Raw genomic sequence first — 22,483 nt, 5'->3', positions numbered from 1 at the left:
TTGCTCATGTTAATAGCTGATCAGGTGCGAAACCTGTCAATAGGTACTGTTCTGACTTTAAGAAATAAAAAAGGAGGATAACCCTATACCGTCAACATCATAATTACTACGTGTCATGCCCGGGCGCAAAGTGCCTCCTTTTATTCTGATTTATATAAATATAAAGATATGAGCCCGGGCCGCAGGTAACGCCAAAAAACCAAAAATTTTTGGCGTAAGGAACAAGGATTTTATGCAATATGCAAAGCACCATTCTCCACTCACGGCTCACAACTCACTATTCACAATACCCTACCAATCACATCTGCAATATATTTTTTCTACTTGTTTAAAAGCCAAAACCTATCTACACTGTATTAACTTTTATATATTTGACATTCAATCAGCAAATCACAGCTGAATTTATTTTTATGACAGTTTTCGCAAACGGGATAAGTGAAAAGTACGAATTGGTTGTTGGCCTTGAAGTGCATGCCCAGTTATCCACTTTAAGTAAGGTGTTTTCGCCCGATTCTGCTGCTTTTGGTGCCGAACCTAATCACCACATCAGTGCCATTTCGCTTGGCCATCCAGGTACTTTGCCTTTTTTGAATAAAAGAGCGGTTGAGTACGCAGTTAAAATGGGCCTGGCCTGCAACTGCACCATCAACCTGAATAATAGCTTTGCCCGTAAAAATTATTTTTATGCCGATTTGCCTAAGGGCTACCAGATAACGCAGGATCATGCCCCGGTTTGCCTTGGCGGATACGTGCCTGTAAAGCTTGCCGATGGTACGCAAAAAAATATCGCTATTCACCACATCCACATGGAAGAGGATGCAGGTAAAAGTATGCACGATCAGCACCATGCCGATTCACTTATCGACCTGAACCGCGCCGGCGTACCCCTGCTGGAAATTGTAACCCAGCCCGATATGCGCAGCGCCGAAGAAGCCGGTCAGTTTTTAACCGAAACCCGTAAAATACTGCGTTACCTTGATATTTGCGATGGTAATATGGAAGAAGGCAGCATGCGCTGCGATGCCAATATATCTGTAAGATTAAAAGGCGCTACCGAATATGGTAACCGCTGCGAGGTGAAAAATCTTAACTCTATCCGTAACGTACAGCGGGCTATTGAACACGAGTTTGCCCGCCAGGTAAAGGTTATAGAAAATGGCGGCCATATTGATCAAAACACGCTTAACTTTAATGCCGATACAGGCGAAACATCGGTGCTACGCTCCAAAGAAATGGCTAACGATTACCGCTATTTTCCGGAACCCGACCTGATGCCACTAATGCTTGATAAACAGTATGTAGATGAAATACGTGCCGGCCTGCCCGAATTACCCAACCAGCTTTACCATAAGTATGTTGAACAATTGGGGCTTTCGGCCTATGATGCATCTGTAATAACTGCCGATAGAGACGTAGCGCACTATTTTGAAGAACTGATAAAACTAACCGATCATTATAAAGCAGCGGCCAACTGGCTGATGGGAGCCGTAAAATCATACCTGAATGATCATGGTGTAGCTATTGGTAACTTTGCTGTTACTCCGGTTGGCCTGGCCGGGCTTATCAAACTAATTGACGCGGGCGTGATAAATAATTCTGTAGCTTCGCACAAGTTATTCCCTGCCATGATCAAAGAACCGGGCAAAAAAGCCGGGGACCTGGCCAAAGAGCTTAACCTTTTGATCAGCGCCGATAATGACGATGTAAGCGAATTTATTAAAGCCGCCATCGCCAAATTCCCTGATAAGGTAAAGGAATATCAAAAAGGAAAAAAAGGTGTTTTAGGCCTGTTTATGGGCGAGATCATGAAACTCTCGAAAGGGAAGATCGATCCGCAGAAAACAAACCAGTTATTGATCAAGGAATTAGAATCAAAATAGAATGAAGTTAAAGAGTTTAGCAGTTTACAGTTTGCTGCTTTCAAGCGCGTTTATTTATTCATGTAAAGATAGTTCGCAGTTTACTATAAATGGTACCATTAAAAATCCGGGCAGCTTAAAGCTGGTGTATTTAATAGAAGCCGATAGTACCCAGGTACGAGTTGTTGACTCCACCACCCTGGGCGAAAAAGGCAAATTTCAGTTTAAACATGTAGCCCCTTATGCCAACCTTTATAAATTAAGAATTGGCAGCGCGGGCGGTGGTGAGCAATCTGCCGGGGCCAATAATGTGTACGACCTGATTGCCAAAAACGGCGATGATATTGAATTTGAAACCGACAATAACGATAACACCCATACTTACAGCATTAAAGGTTCTGACGACTCTGAAAAAATAAAGGAGTTCAACAAGATTAGTAACTTTTATGGCGAAAAGAACTCAAAACTGGTTGCCGAATACCAGGATAAAACACAAAAAATGGGCAAACAGTCGGATTCATTGCTGAAGGTATACATGCCTACATTCCAGAAAAACCTGGCCGATTACGGTACCGCCGTTTTAAAATTTGTGAATGATAACAAAACCTCGTTAGCTGGTTTTTATGCAGCAACATCATTGGATGTGTACAAATTTGAACCGCAGCTGGTTGCCTATGCCGATGATATTAAAGCGAATTTTAAGGATAACCCGGGTGTGCAAACCTTTGTAAGGCAGATGGAAAAAATTAAACCTGTTTCCATTGGCCATAAAGCTCCCGATTTTACAATTACCGGTATTGATGGTAAACAAATTAAACTGGCCGATTATAAAGGCAAATACGTAATGATTGACTTTTGGGCCTCATGGTGTATGCCTTGCAGGCAGGAAAACCCTAACGTGGTAAAGCAATATGCCGCTTTCAATTCAAAGGGCTTTAATATATTAGGTGTATCGCTCGATAAAGAAAAAGCTGCATGGCAAAAAGCTATTAATGATGATAAGCTTACATGGGCACATGGGTCTGATTTGAATGGTTTTGAAGGACCCACAGAAACACTTTATCATATAGAGGCTATACCATCAAATTTCATCATCGATCCGCAGGGAAACATCGTTGCAAAAAATATTACGGGGGCCGATCTGGAAGCTTTTTTAAACAAAACGTTCAATAAGGTTCAATAAAACGTTAACATAACGTAACCTTTAACAATTTGTTAATATTGTGGTAACTTTAAGCTTTTGTAAAGTGTATACTTTTATACAAAAAAATTAACGCATCATGAGCAGCTCTCCAAAACAGAAAATTCTTATTGTTGATGATGAACCGGATATTTTAGAGTTGATAGAATACAACCTTAAAAAAGAAGGCTACCAGGTGTTTTTGGCCCGCAACGGTCAGGAAGCCGTAGCCGAGGCCAAGAAATCACTACCTGATCTTATTGTACTTGACATTATGATGCCCAAAATGGACGGCATCGAGGCCTGCCGCATTATGCGTACCATGCCTGAGTTTAAAAATACCTTTATGGTGTTTTTAACTGCCCGCAGTGAAGAATACTCAGAAATTGCAGGCTTTAACGTAGGCGCCGATGATTATATAGCCAAACCAATTAAGCCACGTGCACTGGTAAGCCGTATAAACGCCATATTGCGCCGCAATGCTCCTGCCGAGGAAGCACCCGATAACAAATTGGAAATAGGCGATTTGGTAATTGACCGCGAAGCCTACCTGGTGTACCAAAAAGGTGTTAAAGTGGTATTAGCCAAAAAAGAATTTGAACTATTATACCTGCTGGCCTCAAAACCGGGCAAGGTATACACCCGCGAAGTGATCCTGAAAAACATATGGGAAGACTCTGTAGTGGTAACCAACCGTACCATTGATGTGCACATTCGCAAACTGCGTGAAAAACTGGGCGATGACTGTGTAGCTACCGTAAAAGGTGTAGGGTATAAGTTCGAGGCTTAGAAGGCCAACCTCCGCCGGCTGGCGGAGAACTTTTTGATTAGCATATTTGAAGCCCTGATTTTTTAAAGAAGATCGGGGCTTTGTTTTGCGTTGATGTAAATGACCTTTTTAAAAGGTTTGTCATCCTGAACGGAGTGAAGGATCTATTCGCAGACTGTACCGGGCGAAGAAGCATGGCAGAGAGTAGATGCTTCACTCCGTTCAGCATGACAAAAGACTTTTTTTGTAAACACGTCAAAACAGTTTCTTAGTTTAGCCCCGATGTTCCATTTCAAACAATTCAGCGTTGACCAAACCGGCTGCGCCATGAAGGTGAATACCGACTATGCCTGTAGTTTGCAACTACTTGTGTGTATAGCAAAAGTAGTGCACAGGACACGCAGTTTATAGACTACTTACATATTGGTCCGAAGTCGGAGACATTCGAACAGCGGGGTTCCGGCGCTTCATGCTCCGTGGTAAAGAAAAAGTAGCGTAGAATGCGGTTTACTTTCAATCGCTCAAAATCTAAGAAAAAAAGCAGCTTAAACAGCTTCTTTTCACTCGTTCTTAATCAATAATGTTCCTTAGTTCGAAATCAACATTAAAAAACTACTTGAAATTGATTTATTTGTCGTAAAATAAAAAAGCCGCATCATTTGAATTATGATACGGCCTCTTTTGTTAAATTATTTTTTCCCCTCATTCAATAACTTCTCCAATTTCTCTTTGGTTTCTGGAATTGCTTGCAGCGTTAACGCCTTTTTGAAGGCTTCTATTGCTTTAGCTTTATTATTAATTGCCAGATAAAAATCGCCAATTGAATCATAATCATTACCACTAGAAGGATTGTTAGCGATATTGAGCTTAAATAGATTCTCTGCCTTCTTATATTGTTTTGTACCTAACATCTGGTATCCAAGGTTATTAACCTGAGTTTCACCTGGCTTAACCAGGTAACCCATCTTTTCAGAGACCTTTTTGTAATGCGCAATCAGTACTGAATCTATCTTAAAGTTTGGATTTTTCATTTCGCTGTCATATATCTTAAGCTTGTAAAAAGCAAAGACAAACCGAAGGGCGTCGTATTCTCCAATTAATCTTACTGATGGATGATCGTCGTCCTCATAGAACTTATAGCTATAGCGCAATTGATTCTTTTTGTTGTTGTTGAGCAATTTAATAAATTCCAGATTACTGCGAATAAGTGCCGTAGACCCGCTGGTATCTTTCTGTACACTTGAGGTATCAACTCCTCTTTCCATACGATTGGCCATCGCCATGAATAGCGTTTTTCCCTGGTAATTTTGAGTAGCTAAGATTGCCTTAGCTTCTTCCACAGCCTTCTTGTGGTTCCACCACAATGACGCTTCGAGAGAAACATAAACGTTAAATAAATTCGGATGATGAAGTAAAGTGTTGATGACCGTTAAGCCTCCCAGGGAATGACCGATCAATGTTTTGTACGTTGTGGTTGGATAGTTCGTATCAATATAAGGTATCAGTTCTTTTTCGACAAAAGACATAAATTTATCACCATTTCCAACAACTTTAGGCAATTCTTTATCCGTACCGGTTGTGAGTTCGCTTAAGCGTTCTATAGGCTCAATGCCAACTACAATCATCGGCGGACAAAGGCTTGATTCTTCCATGTGCTCCGTGATACTAACAACGGTGTTGAAATTGTCACTGCCATCCAGCACATATACTACAGGATAATGGCCTCTGTCCTTAATCTTATTCCCTCCATTGCTGTTAGGAATATGTATCCAGATTTTACGTTGCTGGCTCAATATCTTTGAAGGAATTGTCGCCTCAAATCCCGTGGTAAAGGGGCTATTTTCCTGTGCATTGACAGAAAAAGAAATTAATAGGAAGATAATAGAAAAGAAAAAAGATTTCATTAAATTATTTGGTTTAAAGTTGAATAAATAGTGCTTCATGAGGAGTTTTAGATACTTATTTAAGCAGACACATATTTTCTTAATTGCGTTACAAAAAACTTCACAATTATTTTTTTCTTAGAAATTATCCGCTCTCCGAAGTGTTCCGCTGGTCGAATGTCCCACCCACTACCGCAAGGGTCCACCCTTGTGGTACTCATGCTAAGTATACGCCATGCATAACCGCCATGAACAGCCAGGAGATTGCTTCGTTCCTTATAATGACGAGTTTATAAGTTATTGATTATCAGTATATGTTTTAAATAACCTATAATATGAATTGTAAAATTTCGCGAAACTGAAATGATGTTTCAGCATAGCGGCGAGCCGACTCACCCCGACATCGCTGCGCTTGTCACCCCTCTCTCCGCTTCGCGCATAGAGGGGATTTGAAAAATTAATAAAAATGTTTTAAACCCTCTTTCCAACGAAGTTGAAGAGGGTCGGCCAGCGAAGCGTAGCCGAGGTGAGTCGTTGCCAGCATGCAAAGCCGATTGCTTGGTTTAAACCAGTACATCATACCCATTTTTCCAGGATTATCCTGGTGGTTCCTCAATGACGGTCTGTTCATTCATTTATTTAAAAACAGTTTCTTAGTTTAGCCCCGATGTTCCATTTCAAACAATTCAGCGTTGACCAAAGCGGCTGCGCCATGAAGGTGAATACCGATGGTGTACTGCTTGGCGTGATGGCAGATGCAGACGCCCCAGCGTCCGTTTTAGATATAGGCACTGGCACAGGCGTAATAGCCCTGATGCTGGCCCAGCGCTTTCCCAATGCCCAAATTGACGCTGTTGAGATTGATGAAGCTGCTGCGGCAACCGCCTGGAACAATTTTAAAAATGCCCCTTTTACCGGCCGGCTTACTCTGTACCCATCAGGTTTTGAGGCGTTTTTTGTTGCTCATCCCGATAGGAAATATGATCTGATCGTTTCTAACCCGCCATTTTATATCAACTCCCTGCGATCACCCGGCGAAAAAAAGAATTTGGCTAAACATGCGGCAGATGGTTTTTTTAAGGGATTGCTGGAAGCGGTTTCTGTGCACCTTAACAATAAAGGAGTTTGCTGCCTGGTGCTGCCGCCGGATACTGCCGGATTGATTAAAGACCTGGCCTTGGGATTTGGACTTTATTCCCAAAAGATCATCAACATATCTTCCTTTAAAGATGATGAAGCGCACCGCGAAATACTGTTTTTGGGATTGAGTCCCCGGCAAATAGTTGTGAAAGAAAAATTTGTTATTTACAATGCTCCAAAGGTTTATAGTGAAGGCTATCAGCAAATATTAAAGGAGTTTTTGACGATTTTTTAGGGTGTAATACATGCCGGTATTACAAAAGATTTTCCAGCAGTACGGTTGCTTCGGCATTTGTTAAGGTTAATGATGTACCTGTTCCGCTAATTGGGTATAAGGTGCAACTAAAGGTCAGCTTAATTTTCAGGCTTTCATTAGTGCCCAATCCCGCCGGTACCGGCGTTACCGATACAACATTTGCAGTGCTGCTGGTTTGCGTTCCTGTGGCGCTTGTATAAAAGTTCCCCTGGCTGTCTGTATAGGATATGGTAATAAATTTAGCATCAATGGCATTATTATCTGTTCCGAAGGTAAATGGACCCGGTTGAATAAAAGCATTAAAAATAGTTGATTTCACGTCGGTAGGTAAAACGTGAAACGTCCCAAATTCAACTTCGAATGTTGGATTTTGGGCTTTGGCAGCCGTTATTACCGCGCTAAGACTGCCGGTAATGTCACCCGCATTATTTGAAGTAGCAGAGCCCGACCCGGTAAACCAGCCATTAATATCGCCGGTTACCGGCCAGTTTACAGCCTGGCCATTTAAGGTGCCTTTAAAATAATAGTCGCTGGTAGTATTAATGGGATTTGTACTGATTAGTACCGCATCAGCCGGTAAAACATCACCATCCAGTTTACAGCCGCTGATTGCCGTAGTTAAAAACAGGAAAGCAAAAAATTTGCAGTACAAATTTCTCATATACAGGTATTTATTTTTAATATTTATACGTACATCTAATATATAATAGTTTCACTGTATTTTAAACAGTTAAAACTATTTGGATCAATAATTGTATACCGGCTGTAAAGTATATACCAGTTATAGCAAATCAAACGAAAAACAGGCTATCGGCATACAGTATGTTAATAGATATGGTTTTTCTGTCCTCCTGTTCCTTGTCTCTTGTATGTTGTGTCTATATTTGCCCTATGACGCGCATAGGCCTTATATCTGATACCCATAGCTTCCTCGACGATGCCGTTTTTAAACATTTTGATAACTGCGATGAAATCTGGCATGCCGGCGATTTTGGTACGCTTGAGCTTGCAGATAAGCTGGCGGCATTTAAACCATTGAGAGGCGTTTATGGTAATATAGATGGCAAAGATATAAGGACCGTTTATCCCGAACATCTGCGCTTTAATTGCGAAGGCGTAGACGTTTGGATAACGCACATTGGCGGCTACCCCGGCAGGTACAGCCAGAATATTAAAAATGAGATATACAGCAACCCGCCAAAGCTGTTTATTACCGGGCATTCCCATATCCTGAAAGTAATGCACGATAAAAAGATAGGGTGCCTGCACCTTAACCCCGGCGCAGCCGGTAAACAAGGTTGGCATAAGGTGCGTACCCTGATGCGTTTTAATATTGATGGCGATAAGATCCAGGATCTGCAGGTTATTGAGCTGGCCGGACGATAGCGGATAACCCCGAATTTAGGGCAAAAAATGTAAAAACTTATTAAACTAAAAAAAGCTGCAATTTTTATAGATTTTTCTCGATTTTTTTAGTGTTTTTTTGAATATTCTTCACACTTTTATGAAGATTATTGGTTGCTTTTTCCCCAAAACTCAATTTTAAAAAGTTGCTTAAAGTAACCCCGCTTTAGCATTTTCCACTTCAAAAACCGAATCGATAAGCAATGGGGTTTGTTTGCCGGCGGCGACTGCCAACTGGTCGCAACGCTCATTTTCGGGGTGGCCGTTATGGCCGCGAACCCAGGTGAATTTTACCTGGTGCAGTTTGCTTACTTCTAAATAGCGCATCCAGAGATCTTTATTTTTTTTACCTGCAAAGCCCTTTTTTACCCAGCCCAGTAGCCATTTTTTTTCGATGGAATCGATAACGTATTTAGAGTCGGAGAAGATGATTACCTGCTGGTTAGGGCTTTTTATAGATTCGAGACCTTTTATAACAGCCATCAGTTCCATACGGTTATTGGTAGTTTTGCGGAACCCTTCAGACAGCTCCTTATAATGCTTACCCGAACGCAGGATCACCCCATATCCCCCGGGACCTGGATTGCCGCTTGATGCACCATCTGTAAAAATCTCAATCATGATGCAAATATAGTAAAGCCTCCCAAAGGGGAGATGATAGTAAATATTTTATCATGCTGATCAAATGCTCCCTCTTCAGGGGCGTGGGGGGCTAATCTACTTTTTTCACCTTCAATCTCAATGAATTACCAATCACCACCACATCCGAGAATGCCATGGCAAAAGCGCCAACCATTGGGTTTAAAAAGCCCAAGGCTGCAACAGGGATAGCTATAATATTATAAGCAAATGCCCAAAAGAGGTTTTGCTTAATGGTAAGCAGCGTATGTTTACTGATCTGTAAAAACTTAATAACCGAATGCAGATCGGTATTAAGCAGCACCACACTGGCCGATTGGATGGCTACCTGGCTGGCATCATTCATTGATACACCTACATCGGCTTTGGTGAGGGCAGGAGCATCGTTGATACCATCGCCTATCATAACCGTTTTTCCTTTTTGCTTGTAGATGTCAATAACCTGGAGTTTTTCGTCAGGTAATTTCTCGGCATGTACCTCGGTGATACCAATCTGGCTGGCTAACTTCAGGCAGCGGTTCTTTTTGTCACCGCTTAAAAGTATAGGGGTTATGCCCATCTTTTTTAGTTTGGCAATCAGGGATGCTGTTTCGGGCTTTATTTCATCATCAATTGCTATCTGTGCAAGCAGCTGTTGATTTTTGTAGAGCGAAAGATTGAAGTGATCTTTGGTGTTTTGCTTGGCTGTGCCCAAAAAGTAATGATTGCCTTCTACATCTTCGGCACGCATACCTAAACCTTTTTCCTCTTTAGCTATCTTGAGGATCACCTTTTGTTGCGGTAGTTTTTTTAAACCACCAACCAATGATTTTGCAATAGGGTGGTTTGATCGTTCCTCAATCGCAGTAATAATACCCCTTATGAGTTTTATATCGATATCCGGCTCTGTTTTAATCTCATTAATACTGAACTTACCAGTGGTAAGTGTTCCGGTTTTATCAAATACCACATATTTAGTGTGGGCAACGGCTTCAATGGTATCCCCGCCCTTTATGAGTATGCCGCTTTTGGCAGCCCGGCCCAAACCAACCATCACGGCGGTTGGGGTAGCCAAACCCATAGCGCATGGACAGGATATTACAAGCACCGCAATAGCGTTCATAAGAGATTTTTGCATACCTGCATCACCAGCAAAATAGGTGAGTATGAAAGTAGCGACGGCTATCAATATCACTGCCGGGACAAATATGGAGGCTACTTTATCGCCCAGCTTTTGCACAGGAGGTTTGGCGGCCTGCGCTTTTTTCATCAGGTCGATGATTTGTGACAGGATGGTATTTGAGCCCACTTTAGTTGCCAGCATATGGAAATTGCCGTTAAGCAGAATGGTACCGCCTATTACCTTGTCGTATTTTTCTTTTTCAACGGGGATACTTTCGCCCGTAAGCATGGCTTCATCAACCGATGCGCTGCCAGAAAGTATTTCGCCATCAACAGGAATTTTATCACCTTGGTTTACTAACAGCGTATCGCCGGGGCGAACTTCCCTGGCGCTTATTACCTCAACACTGCCGTTTATAACCCGGTTGGCATTTACCTGCTGAAATTTAATAAGATCTTTTACTGCCGAAGTAGTTTGGGTTACGGAGCGCTTCTCTAATACGTTGCCAAGTAGTACCAGCGTTATTATAGTGGCGCAGGTTTCATAAAACTGGTATTGCGCACCCAAGTTTTGGATAGTACCTACCAGGCTATATATAAAAGCTGAAGTTGACCCGATAAATATCAACACATCCATATTAGGGATACCTCCTTTAACCGAGCTCCATGCACTTTTACCAAAATGCAGGCATCCTACAATAAAAACAGGCAGGCATAAAAACAGCTGTACTAAAGGATGATGTAAAAAATGCCAGGAGAGCAACATGTGGAGTAAAAGCGGCGCTGTAAATATGGCGCAGAAGATAAATTTGTTCTCCACCTTCTCGTAAAACGCAGGTGAATGTTGCCCGATATCATCAATTACTTTGAAACCCAAATTTTCTATTCCTTTTATAACTTCGGGTAGTTTGGAATCGTCGCTAGTAGAGAATTTTACTTCTTCACTCGCAAAATCAACCAATATATTTTGTAACCCTTTTTTTTCGAGGAGTTTATGGATAGACATGGCGCAATTGTTACAATGCATCCCAGTCACATTCAGTTCAATCAGTTGCTCAGCCATGGATACAAATTTAGGTATTAATTAAAATCGTTCTAAATAAAACAGGTAAACTGAATGTAATTTTAAAAAGAGTTTGCAAATAGCCCGGAGATTTCTATTTTTGCACTCTCCAAACGGTAGATGTAGCTCAGTTGGTTAGAGCATCGGTTTGTGGTACCGAGGGTCGTGGGTTCGAGCCCCATCATTTACCCATTTCTAAAAAGCCTTTTTACAGCAGTAAAGGGGCTTTTTTTATGCCCTCAGCGTAGATTTTCGATAAAAATAAATTCGTCAGTTGAAGGCTGATGCGTGTATTTAACATGAAAAACTACATAAAGTGTAAAGTTCCTGCGTTAATCTTTATTGTTGAAAATGACAGCTTGGCCGTTTTGAAGTTGTGAGAATTCCGAGATGTTATCTTCTTTGATCGCTGGTCAGTTGGCAGTTTAATTTTAGTGAAGAGCAATGTAGGGGACTAAATAGCTAAAGAGCAATTTAAAACTAGCAGCAATAACGCAGTCAATGCTTTAATAAAGACGACTTGCAAGCTTAAAAAAAATATCTAAAAGGTATGAGCCCGGTAAAATACCGGGCTCATCTTATGAATAATTAAATTAAGTTCGTCTAACTTTTGGAGTGCGCTTCATTTTACACTGCCCTCTTTCTTTTAAGATATAGCTCAATGATTACATTATACAAAGACGTATCAATCGCCGAAACCTATAATTATTGCTGTGCTAATCCGTAGCCATTGGTTACCTTACCTTTGGATTTGCTGATCGTTTCAGATGGAATGGGCCAATATACTCGTGGCGGGTCACCGGCTGATGTTATGCCCGAAAGAATGTTTCTTTGGTACACGGTAACAGCCTTGGCCAAATCAACTCCCCAGTTAGTTTTAGTATAACCATCGGTTTGTAAAGCAGCAGCTTCTGTACCGGCAGGGTCAATATAGCGGAACAAGCCTTGTATGGCTACGTTGTGGGTTGTACCAACTACCTTACTGGCAACAGTTGCATTTGCACTATAATTGTACTGCCCTCTCCATGCCGGATAGGCAGCCGGGTTAGTCAGTGTATCTGTTGCCGCGCAATCATAAGTTAGCGGATTAGTTAATGCAACCTTCTTGATCCATATATAAGCCGGAAAATCATTGCCATTGGCAAAGTGGTGGTATCCAAGGGTTTTTATATCGTTAATTGTTGCAGCCATTTCCTGTTGAACTGCTATGGCCCTTTCAGCGTAAGTGCCCGAACGGATCAGGTCCCAGCGGCGCGTCCCTTCGCCAAGCAGCTCAAGTTTACGCTCCTCAAATATGGCATCTTTTAATGTTTGACCTGCAACGTTAATGTTGTGCTGTGTATTGCCAAAAGCCCGCTGCCTTATCTGGTTAACCAGGGTAACAGCATCATTTTCCCCCAATTCAGCTTTAACTTCCGCCAGCATTAAAATAACGTCGGCCATTCTTAAAATAGGCCAGTTTATGCCCGATGCCCGCTGCGAGGCTACGTTTGGAGTAGCCATACGGTTATCGTCCCATTTATTGGTGGCTATACCGCCCAGGCTTTTACTACCCGGCTTAAAAGCTATCATCTTTTCATTTCCGTCACCATTGCTTGCTGTAACTGTGGCGCTGGCATCCCTGCGGTGATCTGCATTCTCATACTCGCCATAATAAACAGTAGGAATAATACGCAGTGCACCGAAAGTTTTTGTGGGCGCACCTACAGATGAGCCACCATCAGACGGACGGCCAAAAGCATATGGGTATTCGCTGGTAGTTGTGAGCGTACCGCCTTGTATGTTACCTATTTCAAATATTGATTCGGGGCTCACCGTTAAATCATTAAAATATTGGAAGTGGCGCTGGAACGGGTTGTTGATGTTCGCGCCCCTGCTGTCGGTAGTGATCAAACCAGCAGTGCCTTTGTTATCAATAGCTTTCTGCAGGTAAGTTTTTGCTGTTTGATAGTAGGTGAGGTAATCGGTACGGCGGGCGTATACACATTGGTTGGCCTCGGTGCCTTTTTTTGTAAAGGTAACGCTTCCGTACAGTCCGCTTACATCAGTACGTATGGTTTGATATCCACCGGCAAAAAGTGCTATCTGACCAATCAAAGCATCGCAAAATGTGCGCGACATGCGCTCCTGGTTGATATTGCCCTGGCCTATGCTGTACATCAGTGGCTCTGCCTTTTTAAGGCCATCAATCAAACTGTCGTAAATGTCAAAGCGTGAGGCTAACGAATAATCACTGGCACTTGTATTTTCATAGCCATACGGCACATCGCCAAAATGCAGTGTTAATTGAAAATAACAGAACGCCCTCATGGTTATGGCTTCACCATACAGTTGTGTCCAATCGGTGGTTTTACCGGCAGCTACATCAGCTTTATAAGCGTCTTTGGCGGCTATGATGTTAGCTAACCTGCTGGCCAGTGCAAGCGTTTGATAAAGAGAGTTAAACCCGGTTGCAACTACGTCAACCCCTAACTGATCGGAACGGCCAATGGCATTCAGGTTATTTGTTGACCCATCTTCAGGGTAATATTCCGCGTCCGATCCAACGGGATCATTCCAGCGGTAAACGCCCATAATGCAACTTTGACGGTAGTTGGAATAGCACCAGGAAAGTGATTTGAACGTTTCGGAAGTTGTTGTGGTAACAAAATTATCATCCACACTGGATGGCGATGTTACATCCAGATAACTTTTTTTACACTGGGTAAAAGATAGACACAAGGCAACTGCGGCTATATATTTTATATATGTTTTCATGTTTTGTGTTTAAACTGTTAGAAATTAAGGTTTACTCCTACAACAAATGACCGTGCACGGGGATAGGAACCAAAATCGTAGCCAGTGGTTGGATAAGGCGAACTATTGGCATTGTCATTAACGCCTACTTCCGGATCGAGCCCGCTGTATCCGGTAATGGTAAGCAGGTTATAAACGCTGCCATATACACGCAGGCTTCCGTTGCCAACTTTTTTCAGGACAGATTTGGGGACAGTATATCCCAAAGTAAGCGTATTAAGGCGAAGGAATGAACCTTTTTCGATACCCAGGGTTGATGTAACTCCCGTTTCGCTGTAAGCCAGAGGCAAATTGGCATTTGAGTTTGCTGCGTTAAATTCATCAGGTGTTTGTAACCGAACAAGCTGGCCGTTAACAACATTGTAAATTTTGTAGGCGTTGGCCATGATAGCCAGTTTGTTTTCATAAACACCTGCTTCCTTAGGGCCATACAACGATGCCAGTTTATTGGCATTGTAAATATCGTTACCTACACTGTAATTGAAGTTTAGCCCCAAGTCGATATTTTTATACGCAACACTTATATTAAAGCCACCTGTAAACTTCGGAGTGGTATTGCCAATAACAGAAAGATCTTTATCGTCTATTTTACCGTCGTTATTCAAGTCTTTATACTTAGGCAGGCCCGGATAAGCGATCTGGCCGGTTGGACGATCAGCGCCGGTGGTAAGCCCATGCACTACGCCGCCCGAAACGCTTGTAAGGTCGGGCACGCCGGTTTTTAGCGTATATAAGCCATTGCTGTAGGTAAAGTCATTAGGGGTGTAAAAGCTATCATAAGTTAAGCCGCGTACCAGGCCAACAGGCTGGCCCACTACAAGCTGGTAATCTGATGCAGGGTAAGTTGCGCTGCCTGCCCAGCTTGTACCGTATAGCCCAGTTACGTTACCGGCAAGCTTGTCTACCTTGTTTTTATTAAAAGTAATGTTACCACCTGCAGTAACCCTCCAATTTGGGTTTTTGAATACTGTACCTAAAAGCGACAGTTCTACGCCCCGGTTACTTATTTGCCCGATATTGGCATAAGTGTAGGTGAAGCCGGTAACACCAGGTATGGTAGTTTGGGTAAGTACGTCTTTAGTGGTATTCCAATACACATCAACAGTACCCGATAACCTATCACCAAACAAACTGAAATCCGTTCCAATATCGCGGGTAACGGTAGTTTCCCATTTCAAATTTGGATTAGATAAAACGGTAGGGTTGCTTAACGAATACGCGGCAAGGGTAGTGTGGTTGATGTCGTACTGGTTTCTTGGATCAGTTACAGAACCCCATGATTGTGTGTTAAGCCCTGTAGGGATATTATTATTACCAACGGCGCCGTAAGATGCACGAAGTTTCAAATTGTCGACCCAGTTAACATTTTTCATGAAAGGTTCCTGCGATATCCTCCATGCAAATGCAGCGCCAGGGAAATATCCCCAGCGGTTGTTACCGGCAAACCTGGAAGATCCATCGGCACGGAATGTGAGTGTCAATAAATACTTGTCCTTGAAGTTATACATGGCACGGGCAAAGTATGAATTAAGACGGTCGGGGGTATTTACGCTGGATGAAAACGCGAATGAGTTTTTTGTTCTGTCGTATTGGTTGATCTGGGCAAAGGCTGTTTGCCTGGTAAAGTTTGATGGAAAGTAATTTGCCTGTATAGAAATGCCGGTACCTCCCGAATTGAAGAACTCCGTACCTGCCAATAAATTAATTTTATTGTCCTTATTAATATTAAACTCGTAGCCCAATGTATTTGCCCAGCGCAGGCCCCAACTGTCGTTTTTGCGATAGTCGGCATTACCGGCATACAATTTATTACCGGTTGCATCGTCGATATAGCCATTATAAGTAGCGCCCGACCAATATTTACGCTGCGTCCAGGTGCCGTTTCCGCTGAAATCGGTATGGTAGGTTAAGCCTTTAATGATCCCCCAATTCAATGAAGCTATCCCCACAAAATTTGAGGAAAGGCTAAGCGGGTCGTAATCACTGATACGTGCTACAGGACTATAGCTATCCCATAAAGCGTTTTTACCGTATTGCGATATATTGTTGCTTGCAGTTAATGCAGACAGATTGCCTAAAATATGGTTGTTGGCAATAGGGCGAAAGCGATATGCAGAAGATAATATTGATCCGCTGCCGCTGGTAACACTTTCATCGCCAAGTGTTGGTGTATTGGCGTAGCGGGTGTTAATGTCAAACGTAACATTGTCAAATATTTTTTGGGTAAGTTTAAATGCTGCTGTTGCCCGGCGCTGATATGATTGCAGTTTCATCCCCTCATCATCGCTGTAAGTGGCGGAGAACAGTATTTTTGTTTTGTCGGTGCCTCCTGTTATTGTAAGGGAGTGGTTCCATGATACCGACTGTTTATAGGCTTGTTTTTGGATATCATCTGTTGCAAGGTTCTGGTAACTCTCTATTCCCCCGGCATTATTGCCCGCATTTGCCCCCAGGCCATATAATTGCTCAAAAGGTGTTTGATAAGCAGTTCCGTTTGCGGCCGCATTAGCCCACACATATTGCAGGTAGTCGTAAGGGCTCAAGGCTTGTAAATATTTGCTTGGCGTATTAATTTTAACATAGCCATTATAGCTTACGTTGGTTTTGCCTGCTTTTGCCGATTTTGTGGTAACAAGCACCACCCCGTTTGCACCGCGTGAACCATAGATGGCTGCGGATGAGGCGTCTTTTAACACGTCGATACTTTCTACCTGGTCGCCGGGGATATCATTTAAATTGCCCGGTACCCCATCAATAAGTACCAATGCCTGGTTGCTTTGTGATATGGACGTTCCGCCGCGTACACGGATGTTAACACCTGCACCCGGGCGGCCATCCTGCGAGGTAATGTTTACCCCCGGCAACTTACCCTGCATGGCCTGTGCCACGTTAGGAACCGGCGTAGCCGCAATGTCTTTCCCACTAACGGAGGCTACAGCACCGGTTAAATCGCGCCTTTTAACCGTACCGTAGCCTATAACCACAACCTCATTCAGGTCTTTTAGGCGTCCCTCCAGCGATATGTTGATGTTTGTACGGTTGTTGATGGTTTCTTCAATGGAAGCATAGCCAATAAAGGAAAACACCAGTATATCCTGGCCGGTTTTAACTTTTAAGCTGTAATGGCCATCCGCATCGGTAATTGTGCCGGTTGAAGTACCTTTAATGGTTATACTTACACCCGGTAATGACCGGGCACGTTCGTCTGTGACGGTTCCACTCACTGTTTTGTCTGCCTGGGCAAACAGCCGGCAGGTCATCACCAGCAAAAAAAAGATGCTGAGTACAAAGCTCCGGTTAAGAAGCCGGATCTTTTGACGCCCGGGCCCGGCATTGAATAATAATTGTTCAGGTAAATTCATTATTAAATTGGTTTGATAATTGGATTATAAATTAGATGGGACTGAATTGGACAATGCAGGCAAAACGAACATCGATCTGCCGGTTTTTTGTCAGTAAAAAAGTGACGGTTATGCCTTTGCAATAAGTTTAAGCTGTAACGGCTCTATTTGTCCGGTCTGCATTTTTAGCCGAACCGAAGGTTAGGTGGGTGTTGTGATTGCACATGAATAAAACGTCGCGCAATAATTGAAAAAAAAGTAAAATTTTTCTCATAGCAAAAAAGTTAAGTCGCCGACTATTGGTTGTTGCCGGCAAGGTTAATATTGGTTATAATTAGTGATCAGCATTGATGCCCGGATAAGCCAGGTGATCGGTTGTGTTAAAAACAAACCTATATAAATATGCCCCACAACAGGGTTGAAATTTGGCCAAAATGGTTTAAAATTAATTCAGCAAGGGAGTTTTTTGTACTTAAAGGGCAATTGGGTGTGTTTTAGCGCTTAGTTTCGCGCGGCCCCCTTGTTAAAATAATTTGAATTAAAATATCAGGGACACAGGGGACTTTGGTTTATGCACACTTTTCACCCGTATCAGGAATTGATGGGTTGCTATAAGACTATTAAATGATCTCCGGAGATGACTTTGGCGTTTTTTGATAATCGGAGGGAGAAATATTGAACTTTGCTTTAAAACAGGTAGCAAAGTATTTGGGGCTGTTAAACCCTACTGCATAAGCAATTTGGGAGATATTATCGCTGCCGGCGTCCAGTAATTGCTGCGCCCGTAAAAGCCTGTGATCGCGAACAAATTCAACAGGGCTGAGTTGGGTAAGGCTTTTCAGTTTACGATAAAAAGTTTGCCTCGACATGTTGATCACTTCGGCAACCGACTCGATATTAAAATCAGGTTTGTCCATACCCGCGTCAATCAGTTCTAATACTCTTTTCAAAAATATTTCATCTTTTGACGTTACTATGATATCCCCCGGATTTAAACTCACTACTGCCTTACCGCTCATCATTTCATTAACCAGCCTGCTCCGGCGTTCTATAATGTTTTTAAGGGTAGTTAACAAAAAGCTGGTATCAAAGGGCTTTGTAATGTAGTAATCAGCTCCATAATTTAAACCCGCTATCTGGCTTTCAACAGCTGTTTTAGCGGTAAGTAATACTACCGGTATATGGCTGGTGGCGGCATCATTCCTTATCTTACCCAATAGCTCCAGTCCATCCATCCGCGGCATCATTACATCACTTAAAATTACGTCAGGCTGTAGTTTTAATATTTTTTCCCAGCCTTCAACGCCATCGGCAGCAGTTTCTATACGGTACTTACCGCTTAACTGCATCCTGATCAATTCGCGCATATCCTGGTTATCTTCTACCAAAACCAGTAAGGGTTCGTTATTTAGCTCCGCATAAATGATTTGTTCATTCTTAAGACCGATATGGGATGGCTGTAATGATACGGAGCTTTGTTTGCCTTTAGGCACGGTAGCATCAACCGGAGCCATGGTTGTAACAGCGTTTACCGGCAAGGTTACCCGTACCCGAAAGCCCCCGGGCTCCCTGTTCTGGGCGCTGATAGTTCCATGGTGAAGTTCAACCAACTCTTTCGACAAGGCCAGCCCAATTCCCGTACCCTTTAAATGGCCGGTATTAGGGTGCGAGCCTTCGGTATAAAGATCAAATAAGGTATCAATTTCAGATTGCAGTACTCCGCACCCCTCATCAGTAATATCAATTATCATATCGCCGGTGTCCTTCATCTGCAAGTGCACTGTGATTTTTTTTCTTTCGGGGGTAAACTTGTAGGCGTTGCCGATCAGGTTATATAATACGGTTTCTATTTTTTCGGGGTCCAGCCAAACCATGGCCGTATCTACATCTGTTTTAAATGCAAATTCAATATTTTTCAGTTGCCGCATCTCTTCAAAATAGCCGGCTACATCAGTAATAAATTCTACCATATTGATAGCCGAAAGATTTAATTTTGCCTTGCCGCTTTGCACCTTCCTAAAGTCCAGTAATTGGTTTACAAAACGGACCATACGGTTTGCGTTGCGCTGAATAATAGTGAGGTATTGACGATCATCCTTGCTGAGGTAAGCTCGTTGCACAAGCTCATTAATGGGATTGATAATAAGCGTAAGCGGAGTACGCAGCTCGTGCGAAATATTGGTAAAAAAACTCAGCTTTAATTCGGTCATTTTCTGCTCAACGGCTACCTTCTGCTTTAACTTCAGTACGTTCAAAGCGTTTTGCCTGATAGCAGCCAGAATTGCGCAAACAATAATAGCATAAATAACATATGCCCACCATGTTGCCCAGGGTGCAGCAAGCACTGTGATGGCCAGGCTTTTATAAGGGATGTTTATAAACCTGTCGTGATCATCACATTTTACCTCGAAAGTATAGTTACCGGCGGGTAGGTTGGTATAAGTAGCCCGTTGTTGGTCGCTATCCTCATGCCATTCGTTGTCAAACCCCTTTAAACGATAAGCGATGGTTAGGTGATTACCCGAGCGGTAATCCAAAACAGCATAGTCCAGGCTGAAAATATTTTGATCATGTTTCAATTTAACACCATCAGCGTAGTTAATATCACGATCAAGGATCCTGGTGCTATCTTTGATAGCCACATCTCTGTTGTTCACCTGCAGGTTTGTTAGCACTAAATTTGCTTTAATTGCATCGTTTTTAACCTGGCCCGGATCGAAAATCATATAGCCTCTTACTGCACCAAACACAAGTTTGCTATCTTTTGTTGCCTGGCATGAACTTTCAGAAAACCCTTTTTTAGGAATACCATCATAAGAATTGAAATTTTTAAACTTTCGGGTATTCAAATCAAACATGGATAAACCGGCCTTAGTAGCCAGCCATAAGTGATGATATCCATCGCCGATACAACTCATTACATAATCATTGGCCAAACCTTGTTTTGAAGTGTATGCTTTAAACTTTTGCAGGCCGGGTTGCGGGTGGCCAACAGCCAGGTTTAACCCGCCGCCAGATGTTACCAGCCACATTTGGTTTTTGCTATCGCGATAAATATGCTGGATATCGTTATTGCCCAGGCTTTGAGGATTGCCGGGTACTTTCTTGTAAGTTTCGTATAAAAGTTTACCGTTTTTATAATTCAGAATTACCAGGCCACCTGTGGTTGCTATCCATAAACGCCCTTTCACATCCGTTGCTAAATGCCTTATTTTAAGACAGGTTTGCGGGTACCCGGTTCCGTTTTCAGAAAGCCTTGTGAATGAAATGTTACCATTGTTCCTGTTGAGCAAACATAGCCCGTTATCAAACGTGCCTATCCAGATGCGCCCGTCCTTGTCTTCTTTTATCGAATAAATTTCATCGCTGTTAATGGATGCCGGATCGGAGGGGGCATAGCGGTAGTTTATCAGCCGGTAATGAAGCTCTGAAGGATCGGTAGGTGTAGCCTGATATAAGCCTTTGGTTTTAGTACCCATCCAAATAACCCCGTTATGGTCCTGTGTAATACAATAAACCGCGCCAATATTCTGCCCTACAAAATTTGTGAAAGTTACCGGTAGCCGTTTCCCGTTTTTGTAAACTAAAACCTGCCCGTTTTTTAATCCAAACCATAGCCTGTTTTGCCGGTCGGCACAAATTCCTCTCACCTCATTATCTGATTGGAAGTCGGCATGCTCATTTAGTAAACTGGTTTGAAAAACGTTTGGCGGGAAAATTATTTTTTCAAGGCCATGTTCATCTGTATGCAACCAGAAGATACCGGCAGGGTCATAATATACGGTAGTTACGAGGTTTGAAAAACGCCGGCTATTTGAACCGGGTTCATTATAAAAGTAGTTAAACTGTTTTGAAATATTATTATAATAGCCAAATCCGCCATCTCTGAGCACACACCAAACAACACCATTTTTATCTTCTATCACCTTAAAATGATTAGCAAAATTGGTTTTTTGGGCATCGTTTTTTTGAACAAATGTTGTGAATGTTTGAGTTAGCAGATCAAAGCGGATAGCCCCTTTTGTGCCCGGTTCAATCCAAAGCGCGCCTGAATGGTCTTCGAAAATTGCATGTAATGATTCGCCAGCATGATAAATCGTGCGCGATAACAGACCAATCCCTAAAGTAAATGATAGCAGTTCGCCGTTTCCCGTTGTTAAATAAGCTTTTGTATGGCTGCGGTTAACCAGTATCGCATTTATATCAGCAGTACTTATTCTTTGTTTGGAAAACTGTTTTTCCTGCTTATCATACAAATACAAGGTGCCGCTTTTTGTGCCAAAAAATAGCTGCGATTTGCTTTCGGCAACACAGGTAAATGCTTCTTCAGGATGTTGATCTAAATCAGCTATTTCAAAGCTGCCGTTTTTTTGCCGTTTTTCAAGGCATACAAGGCCGTGCTCTGTCCCTATCCATTTCTTCCCCTCACTATCCCCGTAAAAAAATTTAAACTTTTTTGAAGGCAGCTTTGAAGTTGACGTAGCGTTTTGCACATAACTCCTGTAGCTTATTCCCGCGCTATTGATCCTGCTAACGCAAATAATTCCGTTGTTTAATGTACTAACCCATAGGGCGTCCTGATCCAGGGATAAGATCTTATCAAAAATGATCTTCTCTTTTAGGTTGAGGATAAGAGCGAGTGAAAGAAAGCGACCTGTCTTTTTGTCGAACCGATAGATCTGGGAATCATAAGCTTTGATCCAAAGATGATCGTAGTTGTCTTCGGTGATCTGATCGATACGATTATTATTGATTTGCGACGAATCGCCGGCTAAAGACTTGAAGACCGTAAATTTCCGCCCATCAAAGCGGTTAAGGCCATCCCAGGTGCCAAACCACATATATCCCTGCCGGTCTTTAAATATTGATGCAATAACATCATGAGATAAGCCGTCTTCGGTTGAGTAATGTTCGGTTATGCAATGTATTTGGCAAAACGCAGCTTCGGTTAATAACCAAAACAAAAACATGCACAAAAAACACCTTAACTTCATATAATTTCTACCTCAAAAAAACATTAACTTACAATTAGGCTATATTGGCAGATTGCCA

At 42.4% G+C, this 22,483-nt stretch carries 12 protein-coding genes and 1 tRNA gene; 6 read left to right on the top strand and 7 right to left on the bottom strand.

Annotated features, from left to right (window positions below; translation table 11 throughout):
- Nucleotides 1-410: 410 nt before the first annotated feature.
- The 3 genes from gatB (at nucleotide 411) to AC1DQW_RS10055 (ending at nucleotide 3,829) form a co-directional block, all read left to right on the top strand.
- Complete coding sequence (gatB, locus tag AC1DQW_RS10065) at nucleotides 411-1,880, top strand: Asp-tRNA(Asn)/Glu-tRNA(Gln) amidotransferase subunit GatB (RefSeq protein WP_477453961.1); 1,470 nt, start codon at nucleotides 411-413, stop codon at nucleotides 1,878-1,880.
- A gap of 1 nt (nucleotide 1,881) precedes the next feature.
- Nucleotides 1,882-3,042: a redoxin domain-containing protein gene (locus tag AC1DQW_RS10060; protein ID WP_477453960.1), complete on the top strand. Its 1,161-nt coding sequence runs from the start codon at nucleotides 1,882-1,884 to the stop codon at nucleotides 3,040-3,042.
- 97 nt (nucleotides 3,043-3,139) lie between these two features.
- Entirely contained in the window at nucleotides 3,140-3,829 is a 690-nt protein-coding gene (locus AC1DQW_RS10055; RefSeq protein WP_184542371.1) for a response regulator transcription factor, read from the top strand.
- A 668-nt stretch (nucleotides 3,830-4,497) separates the two neighbouring features.
- Here the strand turns inward: AC1DQW_RS10055 and AC1DQW_RS10050 are convergent.
- A complete protein-coding gene (locus AC1DQW_RS10050; RefSeq protein ID WP_477453959.1) occupies nucleotides 4,498-5,751 on the bottom strand; it encodes an alpha/beta hydrolase-fold protein in 1,254 nt (417 codons plus the stop codon).
- A gap of 607 nt (nucleotides 5,752-6,358) precedes the next feature.
- Between AC1DQW_RS10050 and AC1DQW_RS10045 the strand changes: the two genes are divergently transcribed.
- Nucleotides 6,359-7,066 (top strand): tRNA1(Val) (adenine(37)-N6)-methyltransferase, encoded by a 708-nt coding sequence (locus AC1DQW_RS10045; RefSeq protein ID WP_477453958.1) that lies wholly within the window; start codon nucleotides 6,359-6,361, stop codon nucleotides 7,064-7,066.
- Between the two features lie 19 nt (nucleotides 7,067-7,085).
- Here the strand turns inward: AC1DQW_RS10045 and AC1DQW_RS10040 are convergent, their stop codons facing one another.
- Nucleotides 7,086-7,748 carry a hypothetical protein gene (locus tag AC1DQW_RS10040; protein WP_477453957.1) on the bottom strand — a complete coding sequence of 221 codons (663 nt, stop codon included), beginning with the start codon at nucleotides 7,746-7,748 and terminating at the stop codon, nucleotides 7,086-7,088.
- A 230-nt stretch (nucleotides 7,749-7,978) separates the two neighbouring features.
- Here AC1DQW_RS10040 and AC1DQW_RS10035 point away from each other — a divergent pair, with 230 nt between their 5' ends.
- Nucleotides 7,979-8,473, top strand: a complete 495-nt coding sequence (locus AC1DQW_RS10035; protein ID WP_477453956.1) for a metallophosphoesterase family protein — start codon at nucleotides 7,979-7,981, stop codon at nucleotides 8,471-8,473.
- 168 nt (nucleotides 8,474-8,641) lie between these two features.
- On the opposite strand, the gene rnhA is transcribed toward AC1DQW_RS10035, so the two are convergent.
- Together rnhA and AC1DQW_RS10025 are read right to left on the bottom strand one after the other, a co-directional pair.
- Nucleotides 8,642-9,112 (bottom strand): ribonuclease HI, encoded by a 471-nt coding sequence (gene rnhA / locus AC1DQW_RS10030; protein ID WP_477453955.1) that lies wholly within the window; start codon nucleotides 9,110-9,112, stop codon nucleotides 8,642-8,644.
- Nucleotides 9,113-9,203: 91 nt separating this feature from the next.
- Complete coding sequence (locus AC1DQW_RS10025; RefSeq protein ID WP_477453954.1) at nucleotides 9,204-11,294, bottom strand: heavy metal translocating P-type ATPase; 2,091 nt, start codon at nucleotides 11,292-11,294, stop codon at nucleotides 9,204-9,206.
- Between the two features lie 116 nt (nucleotides 11,295-11,410).
- Here AC1DQW_RS10025 and AC1DQW_RS10020 point away from each other — a divergent pair.
- Nucleotides 11,411-11,484 (top strand) — tRNA-His (locus AC1DQW_RS10020).
- Nucleotides 11,485-11,999: 515 nt separating this feature from the next.
- Here AC1DQW_RS10020 and AC1DQW_RS10015 read toward each other — a convergent pair.
- From AC1DQW_RS10015 to AC1DQW_RS10005, 3 genes are all read right to left on the bottom strand, one after another.
- Entirely contained in the window at nucleotides 12,000-14,051 is a 2,052-nt protein-coding gene (locus tag AC1DQW_RS10015; RefSeq protein WP_477453953.1) for a RagB/SusD family nutrient uptake outer membrane protein, read from the bottom strand.
- A 17-nt stretch (nucleotides 14,052-14,068) separates the two neighbouring features.
- Nucleotides 14,069-17,452: a SusC/RagA family TonB-linked outer membrane protein gene (locus AC1DQW_RS10010; protein ID WP_477453952.1), complete on the bottom strand. Its 3,384-nt coding sequence runs from the start codon at nucleotides 17,450-17,452 to the stop codon at nucleotides 14,069-14,071.
- A gap of 599 nt (nucleotides 17,453-18,051) precedes the next feature.
- Entirely contained in the window at nucleotides 18,052-22,425 is a 4,374-nt protein-coding gene (locus AC1DQW_RS10005; protein ID WP_477453951.1) for a hybrid sensor histidine kinase/response regulator transcription factor, read from the bottom strand.
- Nucleotides 22,426-22,483: the final 58 nt, after the last annotated feature.

The organism is Mucilaginibacter sp. P5_A4 (genome assembly GCF_056400605.1).
The sequence above is the reverse complement of the archived record's forward strand: the minus strand, read 5'-3'. Positions and strand labels throughout refer to the sequence as shown.